The sequence below is a fragment of the Rhizobium sp. 10N427 genome (genome assembly GCF_056394605.1).
In genome coordinates, this window is sequence record NZ_JBFTID010000008.1 from 194,167 (window position 1) to 217,092 (window position 22,926).

Sequence of the window (22,926 nt, forward strand, 5' to 3'; positions counted from 1 at the left end):
AAAGAACAAACCTGGGAAACAACATCATGAAAAAGTTCTCTGTCCTGCTGGCAGCGACTGCCCTGGCTTCCGTCATGGCCACCGCCGCCTACTCCAAGACGCTTGTCTATTGCTCTGAGGGATCGCCGGAAGGCTTCGATCCGAGCCTCTACACCGCAGGCACGACCTTTGACGCTTCCTCGCGTACGGTTTACAGCCGTCTCGTCGAGTTCAAGCATGGCGGTACGGAGATCGAGCCGGGCGTCGCCGACAGCTGGACCGTCTCTGACGACGGCAAGGAATACACCTTCAAGCTGCATCCGGGCGTCAAGTTCCAGACCACCGACTTCTTTACCCCGACCCGCGACCTGAACGCCGACGACGTCGTCTTCTCGTTCGAGCGCCAGCTGCGCGCTGACAATCCGTGGAACAAGTATGTCGAAGGCGGTTCCTACGAATACGCTGCCGGCATGGGCTTCCCGGATCTCGTCAAGTCGATCGAAAAGGTTGACGACCTGACCGTCAAGTTCACCCTGAACCGTCCGGAAGCGCCGTTCCTGGCCGACCTGGCCATGGACTTCGCATCGATCGTTTCCAAGGAATACGCCGACAAGCTCGCTGCTGACGGCAAGATGGCTCAGCTGAACCAGCAGCCGCTCGGCACCGGTCCGTTCACCTTCGTTGCCTACCAGCCGGATGCTGTCATCCGCTACAAGGCCAACGAAACCTACTTCAAGGGCAAGGAAAAGATCGACGATCTCGTGTTCGCGATCACCACGGATGCTTCGGTTCGCGCTCAGAAGCTGAAGGCCGGCGAATGCCACATCCTTCCTTACCCGAACGCAGCTGACGTTTCCGAGCTTAAGAAGGACGAGAACCTGACCGTTCTCGAACAGCCGGGCCTGAACATCGGCTTCCTCGCCTACAACACGCAGATGGCCCCGTTCGACAAGCCGGAAGTTCGCCGCGCTCTGAACATGGCGATCAACAAGCAGGCCATCGTTGACGCCGTCTTCCAGGGCGCCGCAACCGTTGCCAAGAACCCGATCCCGCCGACGATGTGGTCATACAATGATGCCGTCGTTGACGACAAGTACGATCCGGAAGGCTCGAAGAAGGCTCTCGAAGCTGCAGGCGTCAAGGATCTTTCGATGAAGATCTGGGCAATGCCGGTTTCGCGTCCTTACATGCTGAACGCACGCCGCGCAGCTGAACTGATGCAGGCCGACTTCGCCAAGGCTGGCGTCAAGGTCGAAATCGTCACCCATGAATGGGCAGAATACCTGAAGCTCTCCTCCGACGTGAAGCGCGATGGCGCCGTCATCCTCGGCTGGACCGGCGACAACGGTGACCCGGACAACTTCATGGACACGCTGCTCGGCTGCACCGCTGTTGGCGGCAACAATCGTGCTCAGTGGTGCAACAAGGACTACGACGATCTGATGAAGAAGGCCAAGCAGACGGCCGACGTCGCAGAACGTACGAAGCTCTATGAGCAGGCTCAGCTGATCTTCAAGAAGGAAGCTCCTTGGGCAACGATCGACCACTCGGTCGTCTTCGTTCCGATGAGCAAGAAGGTCACGGGCTTCCACATGGACCCGCTCGGCATCCACCGCTTCGACGGCGTGGACATTTCCGAATAATAGAAAATCTGTAAACTGTCCGGTGAAAGCCGGGCTTGGCCGGCGGTCGGGATCATCCTGACCGCCGGAAACTATTGGACACCTGCCATGTTACGTTTCTTCATCGGCCGCCTTGCGGTGCTGATCCCAACGTTCCTCGGCGTTTCGCTCATCGCCTTTTCGTTTATCCGCCTGCTACCGGGCGACCCCGTCATGCTGTTGTCGGGCGAACGAGTCATGGCGCCTGAACGTCACGCCCAGATCATGCATGATCTCGGTTTCGACAGGCCGATGTATGTGCAGTATTTCGATTACCTCGGTAAGGTCTTGCACGGCGATCTCGGAACCTCGATCGTCACCAAGCGCCCGGTTCTCGGCGAATTCTTCACACTGTTCCCTGCTACGCTCGAGCTGTCGCTTTGCGCCATCATTCTGGCGGCCGCGCTCGGCATTCCCGCTGGTGTCTTCGCCGCGGTCAAGCGAGGGACGTGGTTCGACCAGAGCGTGATGGGCGTCGCCCTCATCGGCTATTCGATGCCGATCTTCTGGTGGGGCCTGCTGCTCGTCATCTTCTTCTCCGGTTATCTCGGCTGGACGCCCGTTTCGGGCCGCATCTCGCTGATGTATTTCTTCAAGCCGGTCACCGGCTTCATGCTGATCGACAGTCTGCTGTCCGGCCAGGCCGGCGCCTTCAAGTCCGCCGTCAGCTATCTCATCCTGCCGACCATCGTTCTCGCCACGATCCCGCTTGCGGTCATCGCGCGCCAGACGCGTTCGGCAATGCTTGAAGTGCTTGGCGAAGACTATGTGCGCACGGCTCGCTCCAAGGGCCTCAAGCCTTTGCGCGTCGTCGGCGTTCATGCGCTGCGCAACGCCATGATCCCCGTTATCACCACGATCGGCCTGCAGGTCGGCGTGCTCCTGGCAGGCGCGATCCTCACCGAGACGATCTTCTCCTGGCCGGGTATCGGCAAGTGGATGGTCGATGCGGTGTTCAAGCGTGACTATGCGGTCGTCCAGGGTGGTCTCTTGCTGATCGCCGGCATCATCATGCTGGTCAATCTGCTCGTCGATGTCACCTATGGCTTTATCAACCCGCGTATTCGTCATTAGGAGCGGCTCATGAGCACGGTAAGCACAAAAACCGGCCAGCCATCCGTCCTTGCGGAGTTCTGGTACTATTTCTCGCGAAACAAGGGCGCCGTCATCGGCCTCTTCATCTTCCTCTTCATCCTGGTCATAGCCATCGGCGCACCGATCGTCGCGCCGCATGCCCCTGATGAGCAGAACCGCCAGCTGCTGCTGTCGGTGCCGTTCTGGATGGACGGCGGCAGCTTCACCTATCCGCTCGGCACTGATGCCGTCGGCCGTGATATCCTGTCGCGTCTGATCTATGGCGCACGTTTCTCGCTGTTCATCGGCGTCGTCGTCGTCACTCTGTCGGTTGTCGCTGGCGTGCTGATTGGCCTTGTTGCCGGCTATTTCCGTGGCCGCGTCGATATCGTCATCATGCGCCTGATGGACATCATCCTGGCTTTCCCGTCGCTGCTGCTCGCCCTCGTGCTGGTCGCAGTCCTCGGCCCGGGCCTGACCAACGCGATGATCGCCATCTCGATCGTCAACCAGCCGCATTTCGTCCGCCTGACGCGTGCTGCCGTCATGAGCGAGCGCGAGAAGGAATATGTCGTGGCTTCCCGCGTTGCCGGTGCCGGCACGCTGCGGCTGATGTTCAAGACCATCCTGCCGAACTGCCTGGCTTCGCTGATCGTTCAGGCAACGCTCGCCTTCTCGGCGGCCATCCTCGACGCAGCCGCCCTCGGCTTCCTCGGCATGGGCGCACAGCCGCCGACACCCGAATGGGGCACGATGCTCGCCGAAGCGCGCGAATTCATCCAGCGCGCCTGGTGGGTGGTCACTTTCCCGGGTCTGGCGATCCTCATCACCGTCGTTGCCATCAACCTCATGGGTGACGGCCTGCGTGATGCGCTCGATCCCAAGCTGAAGAGGTCCTGATATGGCACTTCTCGAAATCGAAAATCTCGTCGTCGAGTTTCAGACGTCGACAGGTGCGTTCCGCGCCGTGGACGGCGTCTCGCTGAAGGTCGATCCGGGCGAAGTTCTCGCCATCGTCGGCGAATCCGGATCCGGCAAGTCGGTCTCGATGCTGGCTGCCATGGGCCTTCTGCCCTGGACCGCCAAGGTCACCGCCGACAAGATGGTCTTCGACGGCCAGAACCTGCTCGGCATGTCCGGCGCCCAGCGCCGCCAGATCATCGGCAAGGATATGTCGATGATCTTCCAGGAACCGATCGCCAGCCTCAATCCGTGCTTCACGGTCGGCTTCCAGATCGAGGAAGTCCTGAAGATCCACCTTGGCCTCGACAAGGCCGCGCGCCGCAAGCGTGCGATCGAACTGTTCGAAGCTGTCGGTATCCCGAACCCGGCGGAGCGGCTCAACCACTTCCCGCACCAGATGTCGGGTGGCCAGTGCCAGCGCGTCATGATCGCCATCGCGATCGCCTGCAATCCGAAGCTCCTGATCGCCGACGAGCCGACCACCGCGCTCGACGTGACGATCCAGAAGCAGATCCTCGATCTCCTGATGCGTCTGCAGCGTGAGCACGGCATGGGCTTGATAATGATCACCCACAATATGGGTGTGGTCGCTGAAACGGCCGACCGTGTCATCGTTCAGTACAAGGGCCGCAAGATGGAAGAGGCCGACGTCCTGTCGCTCTTCGAAGCGCCGAAGAGCGATTATACCCGCGCTCTGCTCGCCGCTCTTCCAGACAACGCCACCGGTGATCGCCTGCCGACCATCGGCGAGCTTTTCAATCAGGGAGCGGCACAATGACGCCAGTCCTCGAAGCCAAGAATATCGTCCGCGACTACTATCTCCCGGGCGGCCTCTTCAAGCAGGCAAAGACCGTTCATGCCGTCAAGGGCGTGAGCTTCAAGGTTGAGCAGGGCAAGACGCTGGCAATCGTCGGCGAAAGCGGCTGCGGCAAGTCCACGCTTGCCCGTATCGTCACGATGATCGACCCTGCCACGGCAGGCGAACTGATGATCGACGGCAAGAAGGTCGATATCGCCGCCGGCGATCTGACGCCGGAAATCCGCCGCAAGGTGCAGATCGTCTTCCAGAACCCTTATGGTTCGCTGAACCCGCGCAAGAAGATCGGCGACATCCTGATGGAGCCACTGATCATCAACACCAAGACGCCCGCTGCCGAACGGCAGGAACTGGCGATGGCGATGCTGAAGAAGGTCGGTCTCCAGGAGATCCACTTCAACCGCTATCCGCACATGTTCTCGGGCGGCCAGCGCCAGCGTATTGCAATTGCACGCGCCTTGATGCTGAACCCGCGGCTTCTGGTCCTCGACGAGCCGGTCTCGGCCCTCGACCTCTCGGTCCAGGCACAGGTGCTGAACCTGCTCGCCGACCTGCAGGACGAGCTGAACCTGACTTACGTCTTCATCAGCCACGACCTTTCGGTCGTTCGCTACATGGCAGACGACGTGATGGTGATGTATTTCGGCGAAGCTGTCGAATACGGTAGCCGCGATCAGGTCTTCAGCGATCCGCAGCACAGCTACACAAAGACGCTGTTTGCGGCGACGCCGCGGGCCGATGTCGAAACCATCCGGGCGCGTCTGGCCCGCAAGGCTGCTGCTGCCTCCTGAGGCATGGAAATAGCCGGAACAAAGAGGATCAGAGATGCCGGAGAATGACCGCAAGCCCCATGCCATCATCGTCATGGGCGTCAGCGGCTCCGGCAAATCCTCGATCGGCGAGAAACTGGCGGAGGCGCTGAGCCTCCGTTTCGTTGAAGGCGATGCGCTTCATCCGCGCTCCAATGTCGAGAAGATGTCGAAAGGTATCCCGCTCACCGACGAGGACCGCATGCCCTGGCTGGATGTGATCGGCCAGACGATCAAGTCCGCGCTCTCCGAAGGCGAGGGTGTCATCGTTTCCTGCTCGGCGCTGAAGCGCATCTACCGCGAACGGCTGCGCGAAGCCGCCGGCGGCAATCTCTTCTTCGTCTATCTGGAAGGTTCGAAGGAACTGTTGATGGACCGCATGGGCCATCGCACCGGCCATTTCATGCCAGCATCGCTGCTGGAAAGCCAGCTTGCAACGCTTGAGGTTCCGACCGGCGAACCCGGCGTGGTCACGGTCGATATCGACGGCACCATCGACGCGATTGCGGACGCGGCGCGAATGAAGCTCGCGCCGCTCGGTATTTCCTAACCGTCGATGCGGCGCAGGTTCTTCTTCTCCAGGAAGAAGAACGGACGGAACTTGACGCCGACGATATTCCCCGCAAAGGCAGAGAACGCCCAGAGATAGCCATGCAGGCTGCCCGAAGCGATCCCGGAGAAATAGGCGCCGATATTGCAGCCATAGGCGATGCGCGCCCCATAACCCAGCAGCAGACCGCCGACGACGGCGGCAACGACTGAACGAAGCGGAATATCCCAGCTCGGCGAGAAACGGCCGGCGAGCGAGGAGGCCAGCATCGCGCCGGCGATGATCCCGAAATCCATGACCGAGGTGATATCGGCAAAGACGCTGTCGGAGAGCGCCTTGGCATTGGCAGGCGTCTGCCAATAGGCCCAGGCCGTCGGATCGATGCCGAGCAGCACGGCGCCCTTGGCACCCCAGAGCGCAAAGGCCGACGTGATACCCCACGGACGGCCAGCGATGGCCAGCGTCAGAAAGTTCAGAAGCGCCAGTGCCACCGCACCGAGGACGAGCGGCCAGGGACCACGCAGGAAGCGCGAAAGGCCCTGGCGCGGCGAGGGAGCCGGTTGCTCGAGCGAGCCGTGCCAGCGCTTCTCGACGATAACGCTGATCCAGGCGACGGCTGCGAAGATCGCCAGCGATACGGCGATACCGCCCACAGCGCCGAAGCTCTGCACCAGCGAGGTTGGCGGCAGCGACGGCAGGCTGACCCACCAGTCGAAATTGACGGTGCCAAGCACCGAGCCGATGATGAAGAACAGCAGCGTGATCAGCATGCCGGCGTTGCCGCCACCGGCGGTGAACAGCGTGCCGGACGCGCATCCGCCACCGAGCTGCATGCCGATGCCGAACATAAAGGAGCCGGCGATGACACCGAGTCCGGCGGGCGAGACGGAGCCCTTCACTTCATGACCGAACAGCGTGCCGCTTGCCAGGAACGGGAAGAACAGCACGACGGCGATGGCAAGCAGGATCATCTGCACTCGCAAGCCCCGGCCGCGCCCATCGAGGATCAGCACGCGCCAGGCGGAGGTGAAGCCGAAGGCGGCATGGTAGAGCGCGATACCGAGCGCGCCGCCGACAAGGCACAGGGCGCCCTGCGCCGGGCCGTAGAAATAGCCGAGCAGCAGAGTGCCGAGAACGAGCACGATGATCGAGCCGAGCCCCGGCGTGCCGAGCGACGGCTCCTTGATGCCGGGGAGGCTGGGTGAAGCAATGGACATGGGATTCTCCTGAAATTCTAGCGCAATACTAGAACTTCAGGTGCTGGTTTTGGAGGAATCCTGTTTCCTGAAAAGCCCCTGATGCGGATTCATCTGGCGGAAAAAGGCCAGTCTGCGCAAGTGCTTAAGGATTGAAACGCTGCGGTGAGTAAGCGGATATATCGATAAACGGTTTTTCGCCGGTCATCAGCTCCGCCAGCACTCTGCCGGTGACCGGTCCGAGTGTCAGCCCGTGATGCGCATGGCCGAAGGCGAACCACAATCCATTATGCCGTGGCGCCTTGCCGATGATGGGCATCATGTCGGGCGTGCAGGGGCGCGCGCCCATCCAGGGTTCGGGGTCCAGCCGCTCGCCGAGCGGGAAGATCGTGCGCGCCACCCTCTCGGCGCGGTCGAGCTGCACCGGCGTTTTCGGGGCGTCGAGCGTTGCGAATTCCGCGCCCGTCGTCAGGCGGATGCCCTTGTTCATCGGCGCCAGGAAGTAGCCGCGCTCGGCATCCAGTGTCCAGTTGTTGAGAACGGCATTTCCCTGCGCGGCGTAATGCATGTGGTAGCCGCGTTTGACGCCGAGCGGGAAGGAATAGCCGAGCCGCTTGGTCGCGACCTCGGCCCAGGGGCCGAGCGCCAGAACCACATCATCGGCATCGAGCGGGCCTTCTGCCGTGGAAATCCGCCAACCCGAGCCGGCCTGTCCGAGCGAGTTTGCATCGCCGCTGACGAAACGGCCGCCGATGCTTTCGAAATAGGCGCAGTAAGCCGCCGTCAGCGCATGCGGATCGAGAACCGACCACGGATCGCGCCAGCGCAGGCCGCCGGTGAAATTCTGGATCAGGCCTGGCTCGATGCGCGCGACATCGGCTGAACCCAACTTGTCGTACTCGACGCCGAATTCCCGTTCCCAGAGTGCGGCTTCGGCAATCGCCTGGTCGTATTTCTCGGCGGTGCGAAACACCCGCATCCAGCCATCCTTGCGGATCAGCGCTTCGGCATGCGACGCCTCGATCAGGTCCTTGTGTTCAAGCACCGAATTCTCGATCAGCGGCGCATAGGCGCGGGTGATCGCATCGTGCCGGCGGGCATTGGAATTCCACCAGTAGCGGGCGAGGAAGGCGACCTGCTTCGGCAGCGTCTTCAGGTGATAATGCGCGTCGATGCGGTTGTTCAGCGCATAGCGCAGCAACAGCCCGACCTGCTGCGGAAAACCGTAGGGAACGACGCCCTCGCGCTGGATGAGGCCGGCATTGCCGAAGGACGTTTCGTTACCCGGTGCCTTGCGATCAACCAGCACCGCCTGCCAGCCGCGGCGTTGCAGGTGGATGGCTGTCGAAACGCCGATGATGCCGGCACCAAGCACGATTGCAGTCTTTGTCATTTTTCCTTGCAACCCAATGAGTTCCCAAGCCCGAAAATGCCCTTAGGCTGGCGGCGGTGCAAATGAAAAATCGCGTTTCATTTCAATTTCATTGCCCTCTCAATGCTGCATTTTCAACGCGGATGCGAACGGCAAGCATCATGGCGTTCAAAACCGAGAACAGGATCGCGTAGGCGGGCATGCCGAAGGCAAGCGGCAGGGCGGCAATCTCGCCGGTCACGATCACATAGTTCGGATGGTTGAGGAGCTTGTAGGGACCGGCTCTGACCAGCGTCTCGCCGGGCAGAATGATGATCCGCGTCGTCCAGCGTCCCTTAAGCGTGAAGAGCACCCAGATCCGCAAGGCCTGCAGCACCAGGAACAGCGCAAGCCAGCCCGCTTGAACCGGCTTGCCGGGAGCAAGCAGCCACAGGCCGCCAAGCCAGGCCGCATGCAGGGCGACCATGTAGGCATAATGATCGGCCCCGGCCTCCCGTGCGCCGCGGGCAAACAGGGCAAGCGTGTTCCGCTTCGCAATCACCAGCTCTGCCAGCCGCTGCAGGGTGACGAAAGCAAGAAGCAGCAAAGAAGCGTCCATCAACCGATCCTCCTCAGTGTCACGCAGCTTGCCGAAAAGCCCGGCCCCATGGCGATCATCGCCACGCGCTCCGGCAGACCGGCGGCAATCGCGCGCTCCAGCACGAAAAGTACTGTCGGCGAGGACATGTTGCCGTATTCCGAAAGTACGGCGCGCTCATGGTCGAGCGAACCCTGTTCGAGCCCCAGCGTCGCTTCCATAGCACCCAGAACCTTCGTGCCGCCCGGGTGGCAGATGAACCGGCCGATGTCCGCGCGTGTCAGCCCGTTGCGGGCGAGAATGCCGTCGATCGCAGGCCCCAGTTCGCGCTCGGCGAATGGCGGCAGCGATTGCGCAAGGATGATGCCGAAGCCGGTGTCGTCGATCTTCCAGCCCATGATGTCGAGCGTATCGGGAAACAGGTGCTCGCCTGACGATTCGATCTCGGCGATGCCGCCGTCTCCGCTCCGCAGGATGCAGGCAGCCGCACCATCGGCAAAAAGCGCGGTGGCGATAATGTTCGGCCGTGTCAGTTCGTCCAGCCGGAAAGCCAGCGTGCAGAGCTCGATGGCGACGAAGAGCACCGTCTTGCCGGACCGCACCGCCGCCAGCCGCGCCGCGATGCCAAGCCCGGAAACGCCGGCCGCGCAGCCAAGCCCGAAGACCGGAACGCGTTCGATATCGGCGCGAAATCCGAGCTGCCGTGCCAGCCTTGCATCGAGGCTCGGGGTAACGATCCCGGTGGAGGAAACGGTGACGACACAGTCGATATCGCCTGCATTGAGCCCGGCGCGGGAAAGCGCTTTCGTCGCCGCCTCCGCAAACAACTGACCGGCAACCTCCGCATACGCGGCCATCCTGTCCGGCCAGCCGTGATTGTCCTCGAACCAGGAAAGCGGCCGGGCCGCATGGCGCTTATTGATCCCGGCATTCTCGAAGACCCCGGCGAGATGCCTGAAATCCTTAAACCGGTGCGCAAAAAGGCGCGCTGACGTCGCCGCCGCCTCGCTTTGCGTGATGATGGCTTCAGGCACGGCAGTCGCAACGCTAAGCAATGTCACCCGTTCGTTCACGGAGTTCTCCTTTATGCACCCGGCGCTGGAGAACACTACGTAGAGCCGCTTTATTCAGGCTCCCGCCGTCACGAAAAGGTGATGCGAAAAAATGAATGACCCCGCCGAATAAAATCCCGATGACCGGTGTTCTTGGTGTGCAACGTCATTTTCCTGGAGATGTTCCCATGACGACCACAACTGTCCGTATCGCTTCTCTCATCCTCGGCGGCTTCATTGCCGCGGCAACACTTTCCGTCCCGGTCTTCGCCGCAGGCGACGACAGCGAGACCATGCCGGTCTGCAAGAAGGGCGAGGTCTACGACAAGAAGGCCAAGAAGTGCGTGAAGCAGAGCAGCGCCAACATCACCGATGAAAACCGCACCGACTATGCCTATTCGCTGGCAAAGAGCGGCCGTTTCGATGAGGCGCTCGCCATGCTCGACACTGTCAAGGATCAGAACAACGCCGAAGTCCTGAACTACCGCGGCTATGCCACCCGCAAGCTCGGCCGCACCGACGAGGGCATTTCCTATTACCTGCAGTCGGTGAAGCTCGATCCGCAATATGCGAAGGTCCGCGAATATCTCGGCGAAGCCTATGTCATCAAGGGCCAGCTCGACATGGCCAAGGACCAGCTGGCAACGATCAAGACGATCTGCGGCACGGATTGCGAAGAATACCAGGATCTGAACGCCGCGATCATCGACCCCTCGAAAATCTGAGGATCGGCAAATGGGCGAAGCCGGCTGCAAAGGATTGCTCTGATGGCGGTCGCACACGCCCCGTTTCTTGCCTATAGTCGCGAAAAATCGGAGTCGCCGGTCACCCCGGCGGCGCCGCCGAAAACAGCAGGCGCGGAGGCGGCCATCGCGAGCGAAGCGGATATCAGGACGGGCCTGACGGAGCACCTCTCCCGGCTCTGGCGTTACGGTCTCGTGCTGTCGCGCAAGCGGGATGTCGCCGAGGATCTGGTGCAGCAGACCTGCGTGCGGGCGCTTGAGCGCGCCGCCCAGTTCGAACCGGGCACCCGGCTGGACCGCTGGCTGTTTTCCATCCTCCATTCTATCTGGCTGAACGAGATCAGGGCCAACAAGGTGCGGCAGGGCCAAGGCTTTGCCGATGCCGAGGAAACCCTGGTTTTCGATGGGGCAGGGGCGACCGAAACGCATGTCGCCGCCGCCCAGTTGCTGCGCAAGGTCGATGCCTTGCCGGAGGCCCAGCGCAGCGCCGTCTTCCTGGCCTATGTCGAAGGGCTCGCCTATCGTGAGGTCGCGGAAATCTTGAACATACCGATCGGAACCGTGATGAGCCGCCTTGCCGCCGCCCGCGCCAGGCTCTCCGCCGAAACAGCCGAAGGAGGGCGCCCATGACCAGCAATATCCGCATGCCTTCCGACGAAGAGCTGACCGCCTTTCTTGACGGCGAACTGCCGCAGCCGGACATGGCGCGCATCGAAGCCTTGGCCAATGAAGACGAGGAAGTGGCTGCCCGCATCGAGTTCCTGGCCAATGGCAGCATGCCGTTCAGCGAAGCTTTCGCACCGCTGCTCGACGAGGCGCCGAAGCAGAAGCTCGAGGCGATGCTTGCCGCGATCCCGGCGCCCGCCGCTGCGGCTGCGAGCGCGGAGCGCTCCACCATCACCCGCCGCGGCCTCTTCGGCGCGCTCGCCGCATCGCTTGCTGTCGGCATCATTGCCGACCGCGCCTATCTCGGTATTGGCCGCAGCATCGGCCGGGACGAGGGCAGTGAGTGGCGCAGCGTCGTCGCTGAATATATCGCGCTTTATACGCCGGATACGCTGGCTGGTCCGGTGCCGCCGGCCGACGTCCAGACCGCGCAGCTCGCCCGCGTCGATGGCAAGCTTGGACTGAACCTCTCGCCTGAAACGGTGGCCCTGCCGGGCGTCGATTTCAAGCGCGCCCAGCTGCTTGAATATGACGATCATCCCCTGGCGCAGATCGCCTATCTCGATCCGGAGAGCGGGCCGATGGCGCTCTGCATCATCCGCTCCGACAAGGGGGCGAAGCAGCCCGATATCGAGGGGCGCAAGGGCATGAACGTCATCTACTGGTCGACGGCGACCCATGCCTTCATGCTGATCGGCCACGCGCCGGTCGATCGGATGCGCGAAATTGCCGATGCGGTGAGGCCAAAACTCACCGCTTGAGGCCGTCTCGCCATCTTCATGCCGATTTTGCGTGGTTTTGCCTGAGCTCTCCTAATGAAGGGGCGCATCAGCGTGAACTGGATCAATCGTTATATCGACGAGCCGTTGCTGGAAGGCGCGGCGAGCGTGCTCAGGGCATGGCATATCCGCACCGGCCAGGCGCCGGAACGGCTGGAGCCGGTCTGGAATCTCATCGTCATCTCGCTTCTGACGGCAGGCTGCTGGTATGGGCTGTCGGGCATGCCGCTGGCGCTCAGCCTCGCCGCACTCCTGGCGCTCGCTCTACCATCGCTGCGCAAGCTTGTGCGGCTGAAGAAATCCAACCCCTATGACGCCCGCCAATACAAGTCGGCCCGCGCCCGCGCCGTTTCCAAGCGCGAAGCCGAATGGTCGCTGCGCATGACGGTGCTTTCGGTATCGGGCGGCCTGCCGTTTCTGGCGGGCAGCGACGATCCTGTTGGACACGCCTTCATGGCCGGCGCCTGCGTCTGGTTCGTGCTGACGGCGCCGGTCAAGTTCTATCTGGATGCCGCCGAGCCGCCGGCGCCCGATCAGGGCGACCGCGCCGAACGCGCGCTCTTCAATTTCGGCTGACAGCTCACGCGAAATCTCATTCTGAATTCTGAAGCGACCGCCCATGGAACTAAGTCCTTGGGCGGCCGTTATTATGTCAGTCCAACGCTTAGGAGATCGCCATGCTGTATTACGCTCTGGTATTCCTCGTCGTGGCACTGATTGCCGGCGTGCTCGGCTTCGGCGGCATTGCAGGCGCTTCGGCGTCCATCGCGCAGGTTCTTTTCTTCATATTCCTGGTTCTCTTCGTCGTCTCGCTCGTCATGCGCTTGATGCGCCGCTGACGGCAATGAACGAACAGGATCGCATCCCGGCCCGGCGGTGAAACGCCGGGTTTTCTGTATCTTTAACAAGTGCTTGCGTGCGAAAATGACACGCCCGTCCGGAAAATTCCGGCGTAAAGATTGGATTCAACATTTCCCGGTAAACTGCCGTTAGCCATTCATCCGGCCCCGTTCGGGCCTGATGAAGCCAATGTCGTTTTCTGTGTTGTGTACGGGTTCCATGCGCTTTTCGGCTGTTCCTGCGATCTTTCTTGCCTGCCTGACGATCTCGGGCTGCGCATCCAGCACGACCCCCGAGGGTCTGGTTTCCGGTGTGGTGTCGAAGGAAACGACGAGCTCGGTTTCACCACCGCCCGCCCCGGTTCCGGCTGCTCCCGTCTATGCGCAGGCCGCGCCCTCAGCCCCCATGCCGCATCAGGAAGAGCTCGCCTGGGCAGGCCAGGTGCCGCAGCCGCAGGCCTTCGAGCCTGTCAATCGCGTGGTCGGCGCCCCGGTTCCGGCCGAGCGCCCGGAAGCGCTGATGGCGGCACCCGTGCCGATGGCCGAACCCGCATTCGCCCCGCGCACCCGCTCGCGCATTTATGCCCACCAGTTCCGTGATGCCAAGCCGATCAATTTCGGCCGCGCCTCGCCGCGCAAGCTCGCCGTCCACGGCGTCGATGTCTCGCGCTGGCAGGGCAATATCGACTGGGCGACGCTCAGAACCCAGGGCGCCAACTTCGCCTATATCAAGGCCACCGACGGCGGCGACCATCTCGACCCGATGTTCCGCACCAACTGGCAGCGCGCCAAGGCCGCCGGCATGAAGCGCGGCGCCTATCATTTCTTCTACTGGTGCCGCACCGCCGGCGAACAGGCCGATTGGTTCATGCGCAACGTGCCGCGCGATCCCGATGCCCTGCCGCCGGTCATCGACGTCGAGTGGAACGGCGAATCCAGCTGCAAGCGCCGCCCGTCACCCGAACGCGTCGTCGAAAAGATGCAGGTCTTCATGGACAAGCTGGAGCGCTACTACGGCAAGCGCCCGATCATCTATACGGCGCCCGATTTCTACCGCGACAACCTGCGCGGCCAGTTCCCGAGCCACCCCTTCTGGCTCCGCTCCGTCGCCGCCCACCCGGCGCAAGTCTATCCCGGCCGCCGCTGGATGCTCTGGCAGTATTCGGGTTCGGGGCTTTCCCAGGGTGTTCAGGGCAAGATCGATTTGAATGTGTTCCATGGGTCCGAGGCGGAGTGGCATGAGTTCGCGGCGCCTCGGGAGGGGTAGTCCGAGTCTGTCCCTCTAACTTAGGCAAGACGCCCAAGTGTACCCTTTTTGTTCCATTATGGTATGATCCGAATCAAACGAGAGGATGGCTATGGACGCGACTTACAATCTCAATGGTGGATTTAAGCCAACTTTGAAACGCTTCGCCGACCTCGGTGGACCCGATTTCTTTCCCACGCCGGCGTGGGCCACACATGCTCTACTACTTAATGAAAAATTCGAGGGATCGGTGTGGGAGCCGGCATGCGGCGATGGGGCGATGGCCGAGGTTATCAGATCATATTCGCATCGCGTTGAAGCATCCGATTTGTACGATCGAGGCTATGGCGAATCGGGTATCGATTTTCTCACGGCAGAACGATCTGTCGAAAACATAATTACGAATCCGCCTTACAACGCAGCAGAAGGATTCGTATCGGTCGGTTTGAAAAAAGCGACGCGGAAGTTCGCCATGCTTCTTCGCCTCGCTTTCTTAGAGGGGGCGAACAGACAAAAGACAATCTTCGACAGGACGCCTCCCACAAGGGTTTGGGTTTTCAGCGAAAGAATTACGTTTTACCCGTCGGGGGCAGAGCAAAAAGGATCTGGTACCACCGCATACGCTTGGTTCGTGTGGGAAATCGGCGCGGAACCCAAAAGTGAACTTAAATGGCTACCGGTTGGCTATAAAGCGCGCTTCGGTAAAGCAGATCAGGATACAAAACCAATGCTGTTCAGGTAGTCTAAGCCTTTCCGGGTTACTCGAATCCCGTCTTCAGTCGATACCGCCAAGCCTCGATTAAAGACACTGTATCGCGTAGTGCTATGCGACTGCACGTTCCCAACAATTTGTTGCCACTTCTTCTCGCGGTTACGAGACGGCGACGGTTCTTCGTCTAGAGCAGAAAGGCTGTAGTAGTTGGGTACCTGATTTTTGATAAATTCCATCGAAGCGGTGTAGTCCTCGCACTGAGAAGCTATCTTCAAAGCGAGGACGCGTGCTTCAGGCTCTCTTAGGCGATCTTTCGGAGCGCGGTTAAGCTGCCCGTATTCGAACACGTCGCCTCGCTTCCATGCAAGTGAGCTAAGAGGTAAGGTTGTAGCTTCCATGACCTGCATAATAACATGGAGAATGAGCTCTAAATCCTCGACGTCCTCTGGCATGTATAGCGCAACAGTTGACTGAGGCTGGCCTCTATAAACTCTAAGATCAAAGACGTTGTTGTCGAGGATGTAAGAAAGATAAAGGTACTTATCTAGATTGTCTTCGTCATTATTGATGTTTGGCGAAAAATATTTAATGGGACGCCAGAACATAGCCTGTGGCGCTGCTTCTTTCTCCATAGGATATCGCGACTGCTTAATCATATCAGGGCTGCTTGTTCGTGACGTTTGCGGAAATGCATGCGTAGTCTTCCCCATTGAGGGTCCGTTTTACGACGCCAGGCGTCAAGCCAAGATAAAATTTTGCGTGAAACGGCCCGCAGTTTGGATGGGGAGCGACAGGTGTTGTAAACTCGATACCCCTAACTCCACGGGGCAGCAGACCACCATATGCCTCTACAGTCGGCGTATGCCCATATCGAGGTGTCTTGCCCCATATTTCACCGGATGCAACCTGCTTTAGGGCAGTAGCGGTATCCTGCGTAGATGATTCCTCGCGACGGAAAGGCCCAAACATAAGTACGACATTCTCCCCAACCTACGGGGAAATCTACCATTGGTTTAGTTAAAGTCGAGTATATTTTGCAACCTACTCAATAGGCGCCAGCTGCGCGCGCTCTGAGCTCGAATTAGAGCGAGGCCCTGCCACCTAAATCGCCGCTAAACCAAACTGTCGTTGTAACTTAGAAAAACACTTGCGAGAATTGGCTGGGGAACCTGGACTCGAACCAAGATTAACGGAGTCAGAGTCCGTCGTTCTACCATTGAACTATTCCCCAGCAGGAGCGGCGCGTCGGCCGCTTCGCTGTCGTGCGGGGCTTATAACCAAATCGCGGCGGAATGCAAATAGCTGTTTTGAAAAAATTTCAGGGCATGTGGATGATGCGTTTCAGGGGCTTCTAAAACTGTTTTCAAAAAGAATTTGGTGATTTTGCAAGGCGCTGGTATTCTTGCGGCAACGCAAAAATCTAATGAGCGCCAGCAGCATACCGTTCAGGCCTTGCGCGGCGCGTGGAAAAACAACGTGGAAGACCCCGAAGGCGGCGCCAAGCCGCAATTTGACGGGGCGCCAGCGGCACAGCGCAAGGACGGCAAAAAGTCCAGGCGCCGCAAGGGAAAACGTGGCGGCGAGAACCGCAACGCGACCCAGACCGCTTCGCAGACCGCCTCCGGACCCTCTGGAGACGCTGCGCGCCCAACGGAAAACACAGCAGGGAATCTGTCCCGCAAGCGCAAGCGCCGCCGCCGTGGCAATGCTGCGCCGCAGACTGGCGTGGTACCGCAGGCCGCCATCCAGCATCAGAAGGTTGCCGATGGTGCGGCCAACCCATCTGGCGATTCGGAGCATGCCTCGCGCCGCAACCGGCGCAAGCATCGCGGAAAGCGTGGCCTTCAGGGTCGTCCGCTGACGCCGGAGAAGACCGCTTCCCAGCCATCGTCTGCTGCAAATCAGCCCTCCGCCCGGGCGAACAGCCACGCCGATGCACGAAGCGGCGATCAGCCGCGCCCGCATCGCGCCGGCGAACGCGAGCATCACGGCTTCGAACATCCCTGGCCGGACGAGCTCTATGCGGCGCTCGACCTCGGTACCAACAATTGCCGTCTGCTGATTGCCCAGCCGACACGCCCCGGCCAGTTCCGCGTCGTCGATGCCTTCTCGCGTATCGTCCGCCTCGGCGAGGGGCTGGCGGCCAGCGGCCGTCTTTCCGACGAAGCGATGGATCGCGCCGTCGATGCGCTTCGCGTCTGCGCCGGCAAATTGAAGAACCGCGAAATCCGCCGTATGCGGCTGATCGCCACCGAGGCCTGCCGCCAGGCATCGAACGGCGAAGCTTTCCTGGAGCGCGTCGTTGCCGAAACCGGTCTGGATCTCGAAATCATCGACCGCGAAACTGAAGCCCGGCTTGCGGTGTCGGGATGCTCGTCGCTCGTCGGGCGTGAAACGCGCTCTGTCGTGCTGTTCGATATCGGCGGCGGCTCGTCCGAGATCGCCGTCATCCGCATCGGCGAAAACCGCTTCAGCCGCCTGGCGAATCACATCACCCACTGGACCTCGCTGCCGGTCGGCGTCGTCACGCTGTCCGAGCGCCATGGCGGCCGGGACGTGACGCCCGATGTCTTCGAAGGCATGGTCAGCGAAGTCGCGGGCATGCTCTCCGGTTTCGATTGCCCCGATATCGAGGTTGCCCAGTCGACAGATTTCCATCTGATCGGCACATCGGGCACGGTGACGACGCTTGCCGGCGTCCATCTCGATCTGCCACGTTATGATCGCCGCAAGGTGGATGGTATCTGGTTGTCGGATGACGAGGTTTCGGCCATGCAGGCGAAGCTCCTGTCGTGGGATTTTGCAAGCCGCGCCGCCAATCCGTGCATCGGCCCCGACCGGGCCGATCTGGTTCTGGCCGGTTGCGCCATTTTGGAAGCCATCCGCCGCCGCTGGCCGAGCCCGCGCATGCGCGTTGCCGATCGCGGTTTGAGGGAAGGCCTGTTGACCGACATGATGGCGGATGATGGTGTCTGGCGCCGTCACCGCAATCGCCGCGGCCAGCGTGGAAGGTAAGAGAACAATGACCAAGGCACCCATCGCGGGCAACCGCACCGGCCGCAAGCTCGGCCAGCGCGTCAAGAACAAGAAGATGAAGGCGTCGTCGCGCCAATGGCTGCAGCGCCATATCAACGATCCCTATGTGCAGCGTGCGCAGCTCGAGGGCTATCGCGCCCGCGCGGCCTTCAAGCTTTTGGAGATCGACGAGAAGTACAACATCCTCAAGGGCGCGCGCCGCATCATTGATCTCGGCGCTGCGCCGGGCAGCTGGTCGCAGATCGCCGCCAAGGTCACCGGCTCGACCGACGAGGATATCCGCGTCGCGGCTATCGACTTCCTGGAAATGACGCAGCTTCCGGGCGTCAAGGTTCTGCAGCTCGACTTCCTGGATCCATCGGCGCCGGCAGCGCTGTTGGAAGCCGTCGGCGGCACGCCCGATCTCGTCATCTCCGACATGGCGGCGCCGACCACAGGTCACCACCGCACCGACCACCTGCGCACCATGCATCTCTGCGAGGTCGCGGCGCATTTCGCCATCGAGGTTTTGGGCGAGGGCGGTCACTTCCTGACCAAGACCTTCCAGGGCGGTACCGAGCGCGAGCTGCTGACCATGCTGAAGCAGCATTTCAAGCAGGTCGTCCACGTCAAGCCGGCATCGTCGCGCGCCGAATCGGTTGAGATGTTCCTGCTCGCCAAGGGCTTCAAAGGCCGCCAAAAGCCGGTTGACGTTACGGAAGCTTGATCTTTCGGGTGAACTGGGGCGATTATGACAGCCCCAAGACCTGGAATATCACCGACCCATGCTTCTCTATCTGACCCTCGGAACCAACGACATCGAGCGGGCACGGCATTTCTATGATGCCATCATGCCGCCGCTCGGCTATCGCTGCCAGCGCTATTCGGAAGAGGAGATCGGCTATTCGGCCGATGGCGACACCCGCTGCCGCCTTTGGGTGGTCACGCCGTTCAACCGGCGCCGCGCGTCGAATGGCAATGGCACGATGGCCGCACTGTCTGCCGCCACCCGCGCCGATGTCGATGCCTTCTACGCGGCGGCGATCGCCGCCGGAGGCAAGGACGAGGGCGAACCGGGCCTGCGCCCGTTCCACGACAGCTTCTACGCTGCCTATGTCAGGGATCCCGACGGCAACAAGCTCAGCGCCGTCTGCGAGTTGCCGGAATAGGCTATTTCACCGCCTGCTGCTCGGCCTCGATGGCGGCAGGCGTGATCGGCTTGCCACGATGGCCGGAGACCACGGCCCCGGCATTCCTGTCCATGCGGATGAACGGGATCATCGCGATGAGCGTCAGCGCGGCGATGACATAGAAGGCGACGTGGAAATCGGCCACCTGCAGCGCCTCGCCGCGGAAATAGATGCAGGTTTCCAGGATCATGGCGGCAACGGAAACGCCGAGCGCCAGGCTGATCTGCTGCATCACCGAACTCATCGACGTCGCCTGGCTGGCCTCAGAATCCTTGATGTCGGCAAAGGCGAGCGCGTTGATGCCGGTGAAGATGAACGATCGCGAGAAGCCGCCGATCAGCAGAATAATGACGATCGCCAGATGCGGGGTCTCCGGCGTGAAGAAGCCGGTCGCAGCGGTGACGACGGTCGTCACGCAGGCGGCCGTCAGCAGCGTCGAGCGGAAACCGGCAGCGGCAAAGACACGGCGCGCCATGAACTTGGTGGTGATCGCCCCGATCGCCCCGGAGAAGGTGATGAGGCCGGATTGAAACGGCGTCAGGCCGAAGCCGAGCTGCAGCATCAGCGGTGTCAGGAATGGCATGGCGCCGACGCAGATGCGAAACAGCGTGCCGCCCGTGGTCGAGGCGCGGAAGGTGGCGTTCTTGAAGAGGTCGAGGTTCAGGATCGGCGCCGGGTGGCTTCGGGCGTGGCGGACGTAAAGCCAGCCGCAGATGAGACCGACGATTGTCGCCGTGATGCCAATGACCGGCGGCAGCGCAGGCAGGCTGACGACCGAAAGGCCGAAGACGACGCCAGCCGCGGAAACGGATGTCAGGATAAACCCGATGACATCGAGTTTCGGTGGCCGCGTTGCCTCGACATGCGGCAGGAAGATGGTCGCCAGCCACACGCCGATGACGCCGACCGGAACATTGATGAGGAAGATCCAGTGCCAGCTGAAATAGGTGGTGATGAAACCGCCGAGCGGCGGTCCGGCCAGCGGGCCCACCAGCGCCGGGATGGTGAGCAGCGCCATGGCCGAGACAAGATCGCTTCGCTGCGTCGTTCGCACCAGCACGAGGCGGCCGACCGGGGTCATCATCGAGCCGCCGATCCCCTGCAGGAAGCGGGCGAAGACGAATTCGACGAGATTGGACGAACTGGCGCAGAAGATCGAGCCGACGACGAAAACGCCGATGGCCAGCCGGAAGATGTTCTTGGCGCCGAACCTGTCGGCCATCCAGCCGCTGATCGGAATGAAGACGGCCAGCGACACCATGTAGGAGGTCAGCGCCAGCTTCAGGGTGATCGGGTTGACATGCAGGTCATTGGCGATCGCCGGCAGTGCGGTGGCGATAACGGTCGAATCCATCTGCTCCATGAAGAGCGCGACGGCAAGGATCAGCGGAACGATGCGGTTCATAGGCGAAAGCCTTGAATGGTCTTGGGGGCGGCTGCTGTTTAGTCCCGGGCTCGGTCTCTGCCAATCCCGGAAATGCTGAAGTCTACACATCCGCTTCACGTCTGCGTGAGACGGCTTGTTCGACAACTTCTCCTTTCAACATTGACATATGCTTACGCCGCCGCGGCCAGAAATGCCCGGCAAGCACGTGGGGATGAGTGCGAATAGAGATCGCACGTTGCCGGAGGATGGATATATGGCAGTTTCATTGGGGATGAAGCGGCGCACGCTTTTTGCCGCAGGTCTTGGCCTGCTGGCGGCGCCGGCCATTTTGAGAATACCGGCCCAGGCGGCCGAGACCGGAGATAAAGCAAAGATGACGACAGCATTGCCAGAGATCAATCAATTCAAGCTGGGTTCCTTCAAGATCACCGCCGTCCGCGACGGCAGCAACGTGCTGGAGAAGCCGTTCGAAACCTTCGGCACCAATCAGGACCCGGAAGCAGTGAAGACACTGCTCACCGAAAACTTCCTGCCCGCCGACAAGTTCGTGAACAGCTATTCGCCCGCGATCATCGACACCGGTTCCGATGTGATCCTCGTCGATACCGGCTTCGGTGCCGGCGGCCGCGAGCGTGGCATGGGCAAGTTGCAGGATGGCCTGAAGGCTGCCGGCTACAGCGTCGATGACGTCACCGTCGTGGCACTGACGCATATGCATGGCGACCATATCGGCGGTATGATGGAAGGCGGCGCCCCGGCTTTCAAGAACGCCCGCTACGTCGCCGGGCAGGCGGAGTATGATTTCTGGACCGACAAGGCCCGCGAAGGCACGCCTGCCGAAGGCGGCCACAAGGCTGTTCTCGCCAATGTCGTGCCCTTTGCCGAAAAGACCACCTTCATCAAGGAAGGCGATTCCGTCGTCAGCGGCATCACCGCGATGCTGGCGCCTGGCCATACGCCCGGCCACATGGTCTTCCATGCACAGTCCGACAACAAGCAGCTGGTTTTTACCGGCGATACGGCAAACCATTACATCCTGTCGCTGCTGCATCCGGAATGGGAAGTGCGTTTCGACATGAACAAGGCCGAGGCCGCCGCCTCGCGCAAAAAGGTGTTCGACCTGATCGCCACCGACAAGATCGCCTTCCTCGGCTATCACATGCCGTTCCCGGCGGTCGGCTTCGTCGAAAAGAAGGGCGCCGGCTACCGCTTCGTGCCCAAGAGCTATCAGTTCGATATCTGATGAAGAGAAGAGGGGAGCGTTAGTTGCCGCTCCCCTACACCGATTGGGACGCAAGCTATTACAAGCCCATGGCTTCATATTAAGTCTTTGAGCTGCCCAACTTTCGGAGTCACAGATTCGACTGCTGTCATGGCGGTTGGCAGGCAAAATAGAGGGCTGAGTCTATGGGAGAATTTTCTCCGCTTGAGTTTGTGAACCAACTTGGAAGGCGGTTGGTCGCTGAGTTCGACTATGCCAGTGAAGCAGGAACGCCTGGCTTAATCGGATCGGCACGTGAGAACCCTGCACGAAAGCAGCTGGAAAAAATACTGCCGGGTTTCATACAGTGTGGGAGCGGCTTGGTACTTGATAGCTTTGGTGGAAGAAGCACTCAACAGGACATCGTCCTCGTTGAACGAGACTACTGTCCGATATTTTCCGTGAATGATACACCCGAAGCGACTTATTTTCCGGTAGAAGGCGTTATTGCCGTTGGCGAAGTCAAAAGCACTGTCGACAAAGCCACGCTTTTTGATGCTCTGAGAAAGGTGAAATCTGCCAGAGATCTCCGGCGATTTTCCCATCGAACTCAGTCAAATGGCATGTCCAGCGCTGCCGATTATCGATTATACGGCCACGGAGCCACCTATGCCGCAATCCCTTCAAATGAATACGACCAAGGTCTAAAGTTCAGAGATCAGATATACGGGTTCATTCTGTGCCGATCTTTTGCGAATGGCCCGGACGCAACTCTGGCGAACTTGGTCGAATTTGGAAAAGCACAAGGCTTCGATGCCCTGCCGAACATCATTGTCTCTCTCAACGATGGATTCATTCTTAATGCTGAGTGGCCGTCCATGGCGCTGCAATCTTCGCCGATGAGCGCAAATTCCGTGGCGTTTTGTCCGGACAAGGCACGTGCATTTGCAATGCTGACTAGTGAATTGAAACTACATGCGAGAGAAGGGCGAACTGTACCGGTCAGTGCATTCGACCGTTATTTCGATATCGGCTCCGAACCGCTTCCTACAAGTATTTTTAAACTTTATAGCTAGTTGCGGCTATCGCGCGCCCAAC

General features: G+C 60.7%; 24 protein-coding genes and 1 tRNA gene. 18 read left to right on the top strand and 7 right to left on the bottom strand.

Features of this window, described 5'->3' with window-relative positions; genetic code table 11:
- Positions 1-26: 26 nt before the first annotated feature.
- The 6 genes from AC1DIJ_RS18920 to AC1DIJ_RS18945 all read left to right on the top strand — a co-directional run bounded on the left by AC1DIJ_RS18920 (position 27) and on the right by AC1DIJ_RS18945 (position 5,853).
- A complete protein-coding gene (locus tag AC1DIJ_RS18920; RefSeq protein ID WP_112387665.1) occupies positions 27-1,622 on the top strand; it encodes an ABC transporter substrate-binding protein in 1,596 nt (531 codons plus the stop codon).
- A gap of 87 nt (positions 1,623-1,709) precedes the next feature.
- Complete coding sequence (locus AC1DIJ_RS18925; RefSeq protein WP_112387666.1) at positions 1,710-2,714, top strand: ABC transporter permease subunit; 1,005 nt, start codon at positions 1,710-1,712, stop codon at positions 2,712-2,714.
- A 9-nt stretch (positions 2,715-2,723) separates the two neighbouring features.
- On the top strand, positions 2,724-3,614 hold the full coding sequence (locus AC1DIJ_RS18930; protein ID WP_112387667.1) for an ABC transporter permease subunit: 891 nt from the start codon (positions 2,724-2,726) through the stop codon (positions 3,612-3,614).
- A 1-nt stretch (position 3,615) separates the two neighbouring features.
- Positions 3,616-4,455, top strand: coding sequence for an ABC transporter ATP-binding protein (locus tag AC1DIJ_RS18935; protein ID WP_112387668.1), 840 nt, complete (start codon positions 3,616-3,618; stop codon positions 4,453-4,455).
- The gene (locus tag AC1DIJ_RS18940) at positions 4,452-5,285 is read left to right on the top strand and encodes a dipeptide ABC transporter ATP-binding protein (RefSeq protein WP_112387669.1); all 834 of its coding nucleotides are present in this window, start codon (positions 4,452-4,454) and stop codon (positions 5,283-5,285) included. Before AC1DIJ_RS18935 ends, AC1DIJ_RS18940 begins: the two co-directional genes overlap by 4 nt.
- A gap of 34 nt (positions 5,286-5,319) precedes the next feature.
- The gene (locus AC1DIJ_RS18945; protein WP_112387670.1) at positions 5,320-5,853 is read left to right on the top strand and encodes a gluconokinase; all 534 of its coding nucleotides are present in this window, start codon (positions 5,320-5,322) and stop codon (positions 5,851-5,853) included.
- On the opposite strand, the gene AC1DIJ_RS18950 is transcribed toward AC1DIJ_RS18945, so the two are convergent.
- The 4 genes from AC1DIJ_RS18950 to AC1DIJ_RS18965 form a co-directional block, all read right to left on the bottom strand.
- Entirely contained in the window at positions 5,850-7,070 is a 1,221-nt protein-coding gene (locus AC1DIJ_RS18950) for a YeeE/YedE family protein (protein WP_112387671.1), read from the bottom strand. The genes AC1DIJ_RS18945 and AC1DIJ_RS18950 overlap by 4 nt on opposite strands.
- 124 nt (positions 7,071-7,194) lie before the next feature.
- The gene (locus AC1DIJ_RS18955) at positions 7,195-8,442 is read right to left on the bottom strand and encodes an NAD(P)/FAD-dependent oxidoreductase (protein WP_112387672.1); all 1,248 of its coding nucleotides are present in this window, start codon (positions 8,440-8,442) and stop codon (positions 7,195-7,197) included.
- 88 nt (positions 8,443-8,530) lie between these two features.
- Positions 8,531-9,019 (bottom strand): isoprenylcysteine carboxylmethyltransferase family protein, encoded by a 489-nt coding sequence (locus AC1DIJ_RS18960; RefSeq protein ID WP_112387673.1) that lies wholly within the window; start codon positions 9,017-9,019, stop codon positions 8,531-8,533.
- Positions 9,019-10,071, bottom strand: a complete 1,053-nt coding sequence (locus tag AC1DIJ_RS18965) for a type III polyketide synthase (protein WP_112387674.1) — start codon at positions 10,069-10,071, stop codon at positions 9,019-9,021. Before AC1DIJ_RS18965 ends, AC1DIJ_RS18960 begins: the two co-directional genes overlap by 1 nt.
- Before the next feature lie 167 nt (positions 10,072-10,238).
- On the opposite strand from AC1DIJ_RS18965, the gene AC1DIJ_RS18970 reads away from it, so the two are divergent.
- The 7 genes from AC1DIJ_RS18970 (at position 10,239) to AC1DIJ_RS19000 (ending at position 15,065) form a co-directional block, all read left to right on the top strand.
- Complete coding sequence (locus tag AC1DIJ_RS18970; RefSeq protein WP_112387675.1) at positions 10,239-10,775, top strand: tetratricopeptide repeat protein; 537 nt, start codon at positions 10,239-10,241, stop codon at positions 10,773-10,775.
- Positions 10,776-10,817: 42 nt separating this feature from the next.
- On the top strand, positions 10,818-11,423 hold the full coding sequence (locus AC1DIJ_RS18975) for an RNA polymerase sigma factor (RefSeq protein WP_112387676.1): 606 nt from the start codon (positions 10,818-10,820) through the stop codon (positions 11,421-11,423).
- Complete coding sequence (locus tag AC1DIJ_RS18980) at positions 11,420-12,220, top strand: anti-sigma factor family protein (protein WP_112387677.1); 801 nt, start codon at positions 11,420-11,422, stop codon at positions 12,218-12,220. Before AC1DIJ_RS18975 ends, AC1DIJ_RS18980 begins: the two co-directional genes overlap by 4 nt.
- A 54-nt stretch (positions 12,221-12,274) precedes the next feature.
- Positions 12,275-12,814, top strand: coding sequence for a hypothetical protein (locus AC1DIJ_RS18985; RefSeq protein WP_112387678.1), 540 nt, complete (start codon positions 12,275-12,277; stop codon positions 12,812-12,814).
- A 101-nt stretch (positions 12,815-12,915) separates the two neighbouring features.
- Positions 12,916-13,077 (top strand): DUF1328 domain-containing protein, encoded by a 162-nt coding sequence (locus AC1DIJ_RS18990; protein ID WP_112387679.1) that lies wholly within the window; start codon positions 12,916-12,918, stop codon positions 13,075-13,077.
- Positions 13,078-13,297: 220 nt separating this feature from the next.
- Positions 13,298-14,344 carry a GH25 family lysozyme gene (locus AC1DIJ_RS18995; RefSeq protein WP_112387680.1) on the top strand — a complete coding sequence of 349 codons (1,047 nt, stop codon included), beginning with the start codon at positions 13,298-13,300 and terminating at the stop codon, positions 14,342-14,344.
- 91 nt (positions 14,345-14,435) lie between these two features.
- Positions 14,436-15,065, top strand: coding sequence for a hypothetical protein (locus AC1DIJ_RS19000; RefSeq protein ID WP_112387708.1), 630 nt, complete (start codon positions 14,436-14,438; stop codon positions 15,063-15,065).
- On the opposite strand, the gene AC1DIJ_RS19005 is transcribed toward AC1DIJ_RS19000, so the two are convergent.
- Positions 15,035-15,667, bottom strand: a complete 633-nt coding sequence (locus AC1DIJ_RS19005; RefSeq protein WP_148194268.1) for a hypothetical protein — start codon at positions 15,665-15,667, stop codon at positions 15,035-15,037. The two genes, AC1DIJ_RS19000 and AC1DIJ_RS19005, sit on opposite strands and share 31 nt — an antisense overlap.
- A gap of 525 nt (positions 15,668-16,192) precedes the next feature.
- Positions 16,193-16,266, bottom strand: a tRNA-Gln gene (locus tag AC1DIJ_RS19010).
- A gap of 245 nt (positions 16,267-16,511) precedes the next feature.
- Between AC1DIJ_RS19010 and AC1DIJ_RS19015 the strand changes: the two genes are divergently transcribed.
- Genes AC1DIJ_RS19015 through AC1DIJ_RS19025 form a run of 3 tightly spaced genes read left to right on the top strand, consistent with a single transcriptional unit; the run spans position 16,512 to position 19,219 of the window.
- Entirely contained in the window at positions 16,512-18,050 is a 1,539-nt protein-coding gene (locus AC1DIJ_RS19015) for a Ppx/GppA phosphatase family protein (protein WP_112387682.1), read from the top strand.
- Positions 18,051-18,057: 7 nt separating this feature from the next.
- Entirely contained in the window at positions 18,058-18,777 is a 720-nt protein-coding gene (locus AC1DIJ_RS19020) for an RlmE family RNA methyltransferase (RefSeq protein ID WP_112387709.1), read from the top strand.
- A 58-nt stretch (positions 18,778-18,835) separates the two neighbouring features.
- On the top strand, positions 18,836-19,219 hold the full coding sequence (locus AC1DIJ_RS19025) for a VOC family protein (protein ID WP_112387683.1): 384 nt from the start codon (positions 18,836-18,838) through the stop codon (positions 19,217-19,219).
- Position 19,220: 1 nt separating this feature from the next.
- Here AC1DIJ_RS19025 and AC1DIJ_RS19030 read toward each other — a convergent pair whose 3' ends face one another.
- Positions 19,221-20,645: a DHA2 family efflux MFS transporter permease subunit gene (locus AC1DIJ_RS19030; RefSeq protein ID WP_112387684.1), complete on the bottom strand. Its 1,425-nt coding sequence runs from the start codon at positions 20,643-20,645 to the stop codon at positions 19,221-19,223.
- A gap of 235 nt (positions 20,646-20,880) precedes the next feature.
- Between AC1DIJ_RS19030 and AC1DIJ_RS19035 the strand changes: the two genes are divergently transcribed.
- A complete protein-coding gene (locus AC1DIJ_RS19035; protein WP_112387685.1) occupies positions 20,881-21,870 on the top strand; it encodes an MBL fold metallo-hydrolase in 990 nt (329 codons plus the stop codon).
- Positions 21,871-22,034: 164 nt separating this feature from the next.
- Positions 22,035-22,904 (top strand): DUF6602 domain-containing protein, encoded by an 870-nt coding sequence (locus AC1DIJ_RS19040; protein ID WP_148194267.1) that lies wholly within the window; start codon positions 22,035-22,037, stop codon positions 22,902-22,904.
- Positions 22,905-22,926: the final 22 nt, after the last annotated feature.

Excerpts from the sequence above, each read along its gene's own strand:
- AC1DIJ_RS19030 (WP_112387684.1), bottom strand. The coding sequence starts at position 20,645 with ATGAACCGCATCGTTCCGCTGATCCTTGCCGTCGCGCTCTTCATGGAG.
- AC1DIJ_RS18940 (WP_112387669.1), top strand. The coding sequence starts at position 4,452 with ATGACGCCAGTCCTCGAAGCCAAGAATATCGTCCGCGACTACTATCTC.
- AC1DIJ_RS18925 (WP_112387666.1), top strand. The coding sequence starts at position 1,710 with ATGTTACGTTTCTTCATCGGCCGCCTTGCGGTGCTGATCCCAACGTTC.
- AC1DIJ_RS18985 (WP_112387678.1), top strand. The coding sequence starts at position 12,275 with ATGAAGGGGCGCATCAGCGTGAACTGGATCAATCGTTATATCGACGAG.
- AC1DIJ_RS19000 (WP_112387708.1), top strand. The coding sequence starts at position 14,436 with ATGGACGCGACTTACAATCTCAATGGTGGATTTAAGCCAACTTTGAAA.
- AC1DIJ_RS19035 (WP_112387685.1), top strand. The coding sequence starts at position 20,881 with ATGGCAGTTTCATTGGGGATGAAGCGGCGCACGCTTTTTGCCGCAGGT.
- AC1DIJ_RS18975 (WP_112387676.1), top strand. The coding sequence starts at position 10,818 with ATGGCGGTCGCACACGCCCCGTTTCTTGCCTATAGTCGCGAAAAATCG.
- AC1DIJ_RS18950 (WP_112387671.1), bottom strand. The coding sequence starts at position 7,070 with ATGTCCATTGCTTCACCCAGCCTCCCCGGCATCAAGGAGCCGTCGCTC.
- AC1DIJ_RS18970 (WP_112387675.1), top strand. The coding sequence starts at position 10,239 with ATGACGACCACAACTGTCCGTATCGCTTCTCTCATCCTCGGCGGCTTC.
- AC1DIJ_RS18945 (WP_112387670.1), top strand. The coding sequence starts at position 5,320 with ATGCCGGAGAATGACCGCAAGCCCCATGCCATCATCGTCATGGGCGTC.
- AC1DIJ_RS18960 (WP_112387673.1), bottom strand. The coding sequence starts at position 9,019 with ATGGACGCTTCTTTGCTGCTTCTTGCTTTCGTCACCCTGCAGCGGCTG.
- AC1DIJ_RS18955 (WP_112387672.1), bottom strand. The coding sequence starts at position 8,442 with ATGACAAAGACTGCAATCGTGCTTGGTGCCGGCATCATCGGCGTTTCG.
- AC1DIJ_RS18990 (WP_112387679.1), top strand. The coding sequence starts at position 12,916 with ATGCTGTATTACGCTCTGGTATTCCTCGTCGTGGCACTGATTGCCGGC.
- AC1DIJ_RS19005 (WP_148194268.1), bottom strand. The coding sequence starts at position 15,667 with ATGGAGAAAGAAGCAGCGCCACAGGCTATGTTCTGGCGTCCCATTAAA.
- AC1DIJ_RS19020 (WP_112387709.1), top strand. The coding sequence starts at position 18,058 with ATGACCAAGGCACCCATCGCGGGCAACCGCACCGGCCGCAAGCTCGGC.
- AC1DIJ_RS19025 (WP_112387683.1), top strand. The coding sequence starts at position 18,836 with ATGCTTCTCTATCTGACCCTCGGAACCAACGACATCGAGCGGGCACGG.
- AC1DIJ_RS18935 (WP_112387668.1), top strand. The coding sequence starts at position 3,616 with ATGGCACTTCTCGAAATCGAAAATCTCGTCGTCGAGTTTCAGACGTCG.
- AC1DIJ_RS18920 (WP_112387665.1), top strand. The coding sequence starts at position 27 with ATGAAAAAGTTCTCTGTCCTGCTGGCAGCGACTGCCCTGGCTTCCGTC.
- AC1DIJ_RS18930 (WP_112387667.1), top strand. The coding sequence starts at position 2,724 with ATGAGCACGGTAAGCACAAAAACCGGCCAGCCATCCGTCCTTGCGGAG.
- AC1DIJ_RS18995 (WP_112387680.1), top strand. The coding sequence starts at position 13,298 with ATGCGCTTTTCGGCTGTTCCTGCGATCTTTCTTGCCTGCCTGACGATC.
- AC1DIJ_RS19040 (WP_148194267.1), top strand. The coding sequence starts at position 22,035 with ATGGGAGAATTTTCTCCGCTTGAGTTTGTGAACCAACTTGGAAGGCGG.
- AC1DIJ_RS18980 (WP_112387677.1), top strand. The coding sequence starts at position 11,420 with ATGACCAGCAATATCCGCATGCCTTCCGACGAAGAGCTGACCGCCTTT.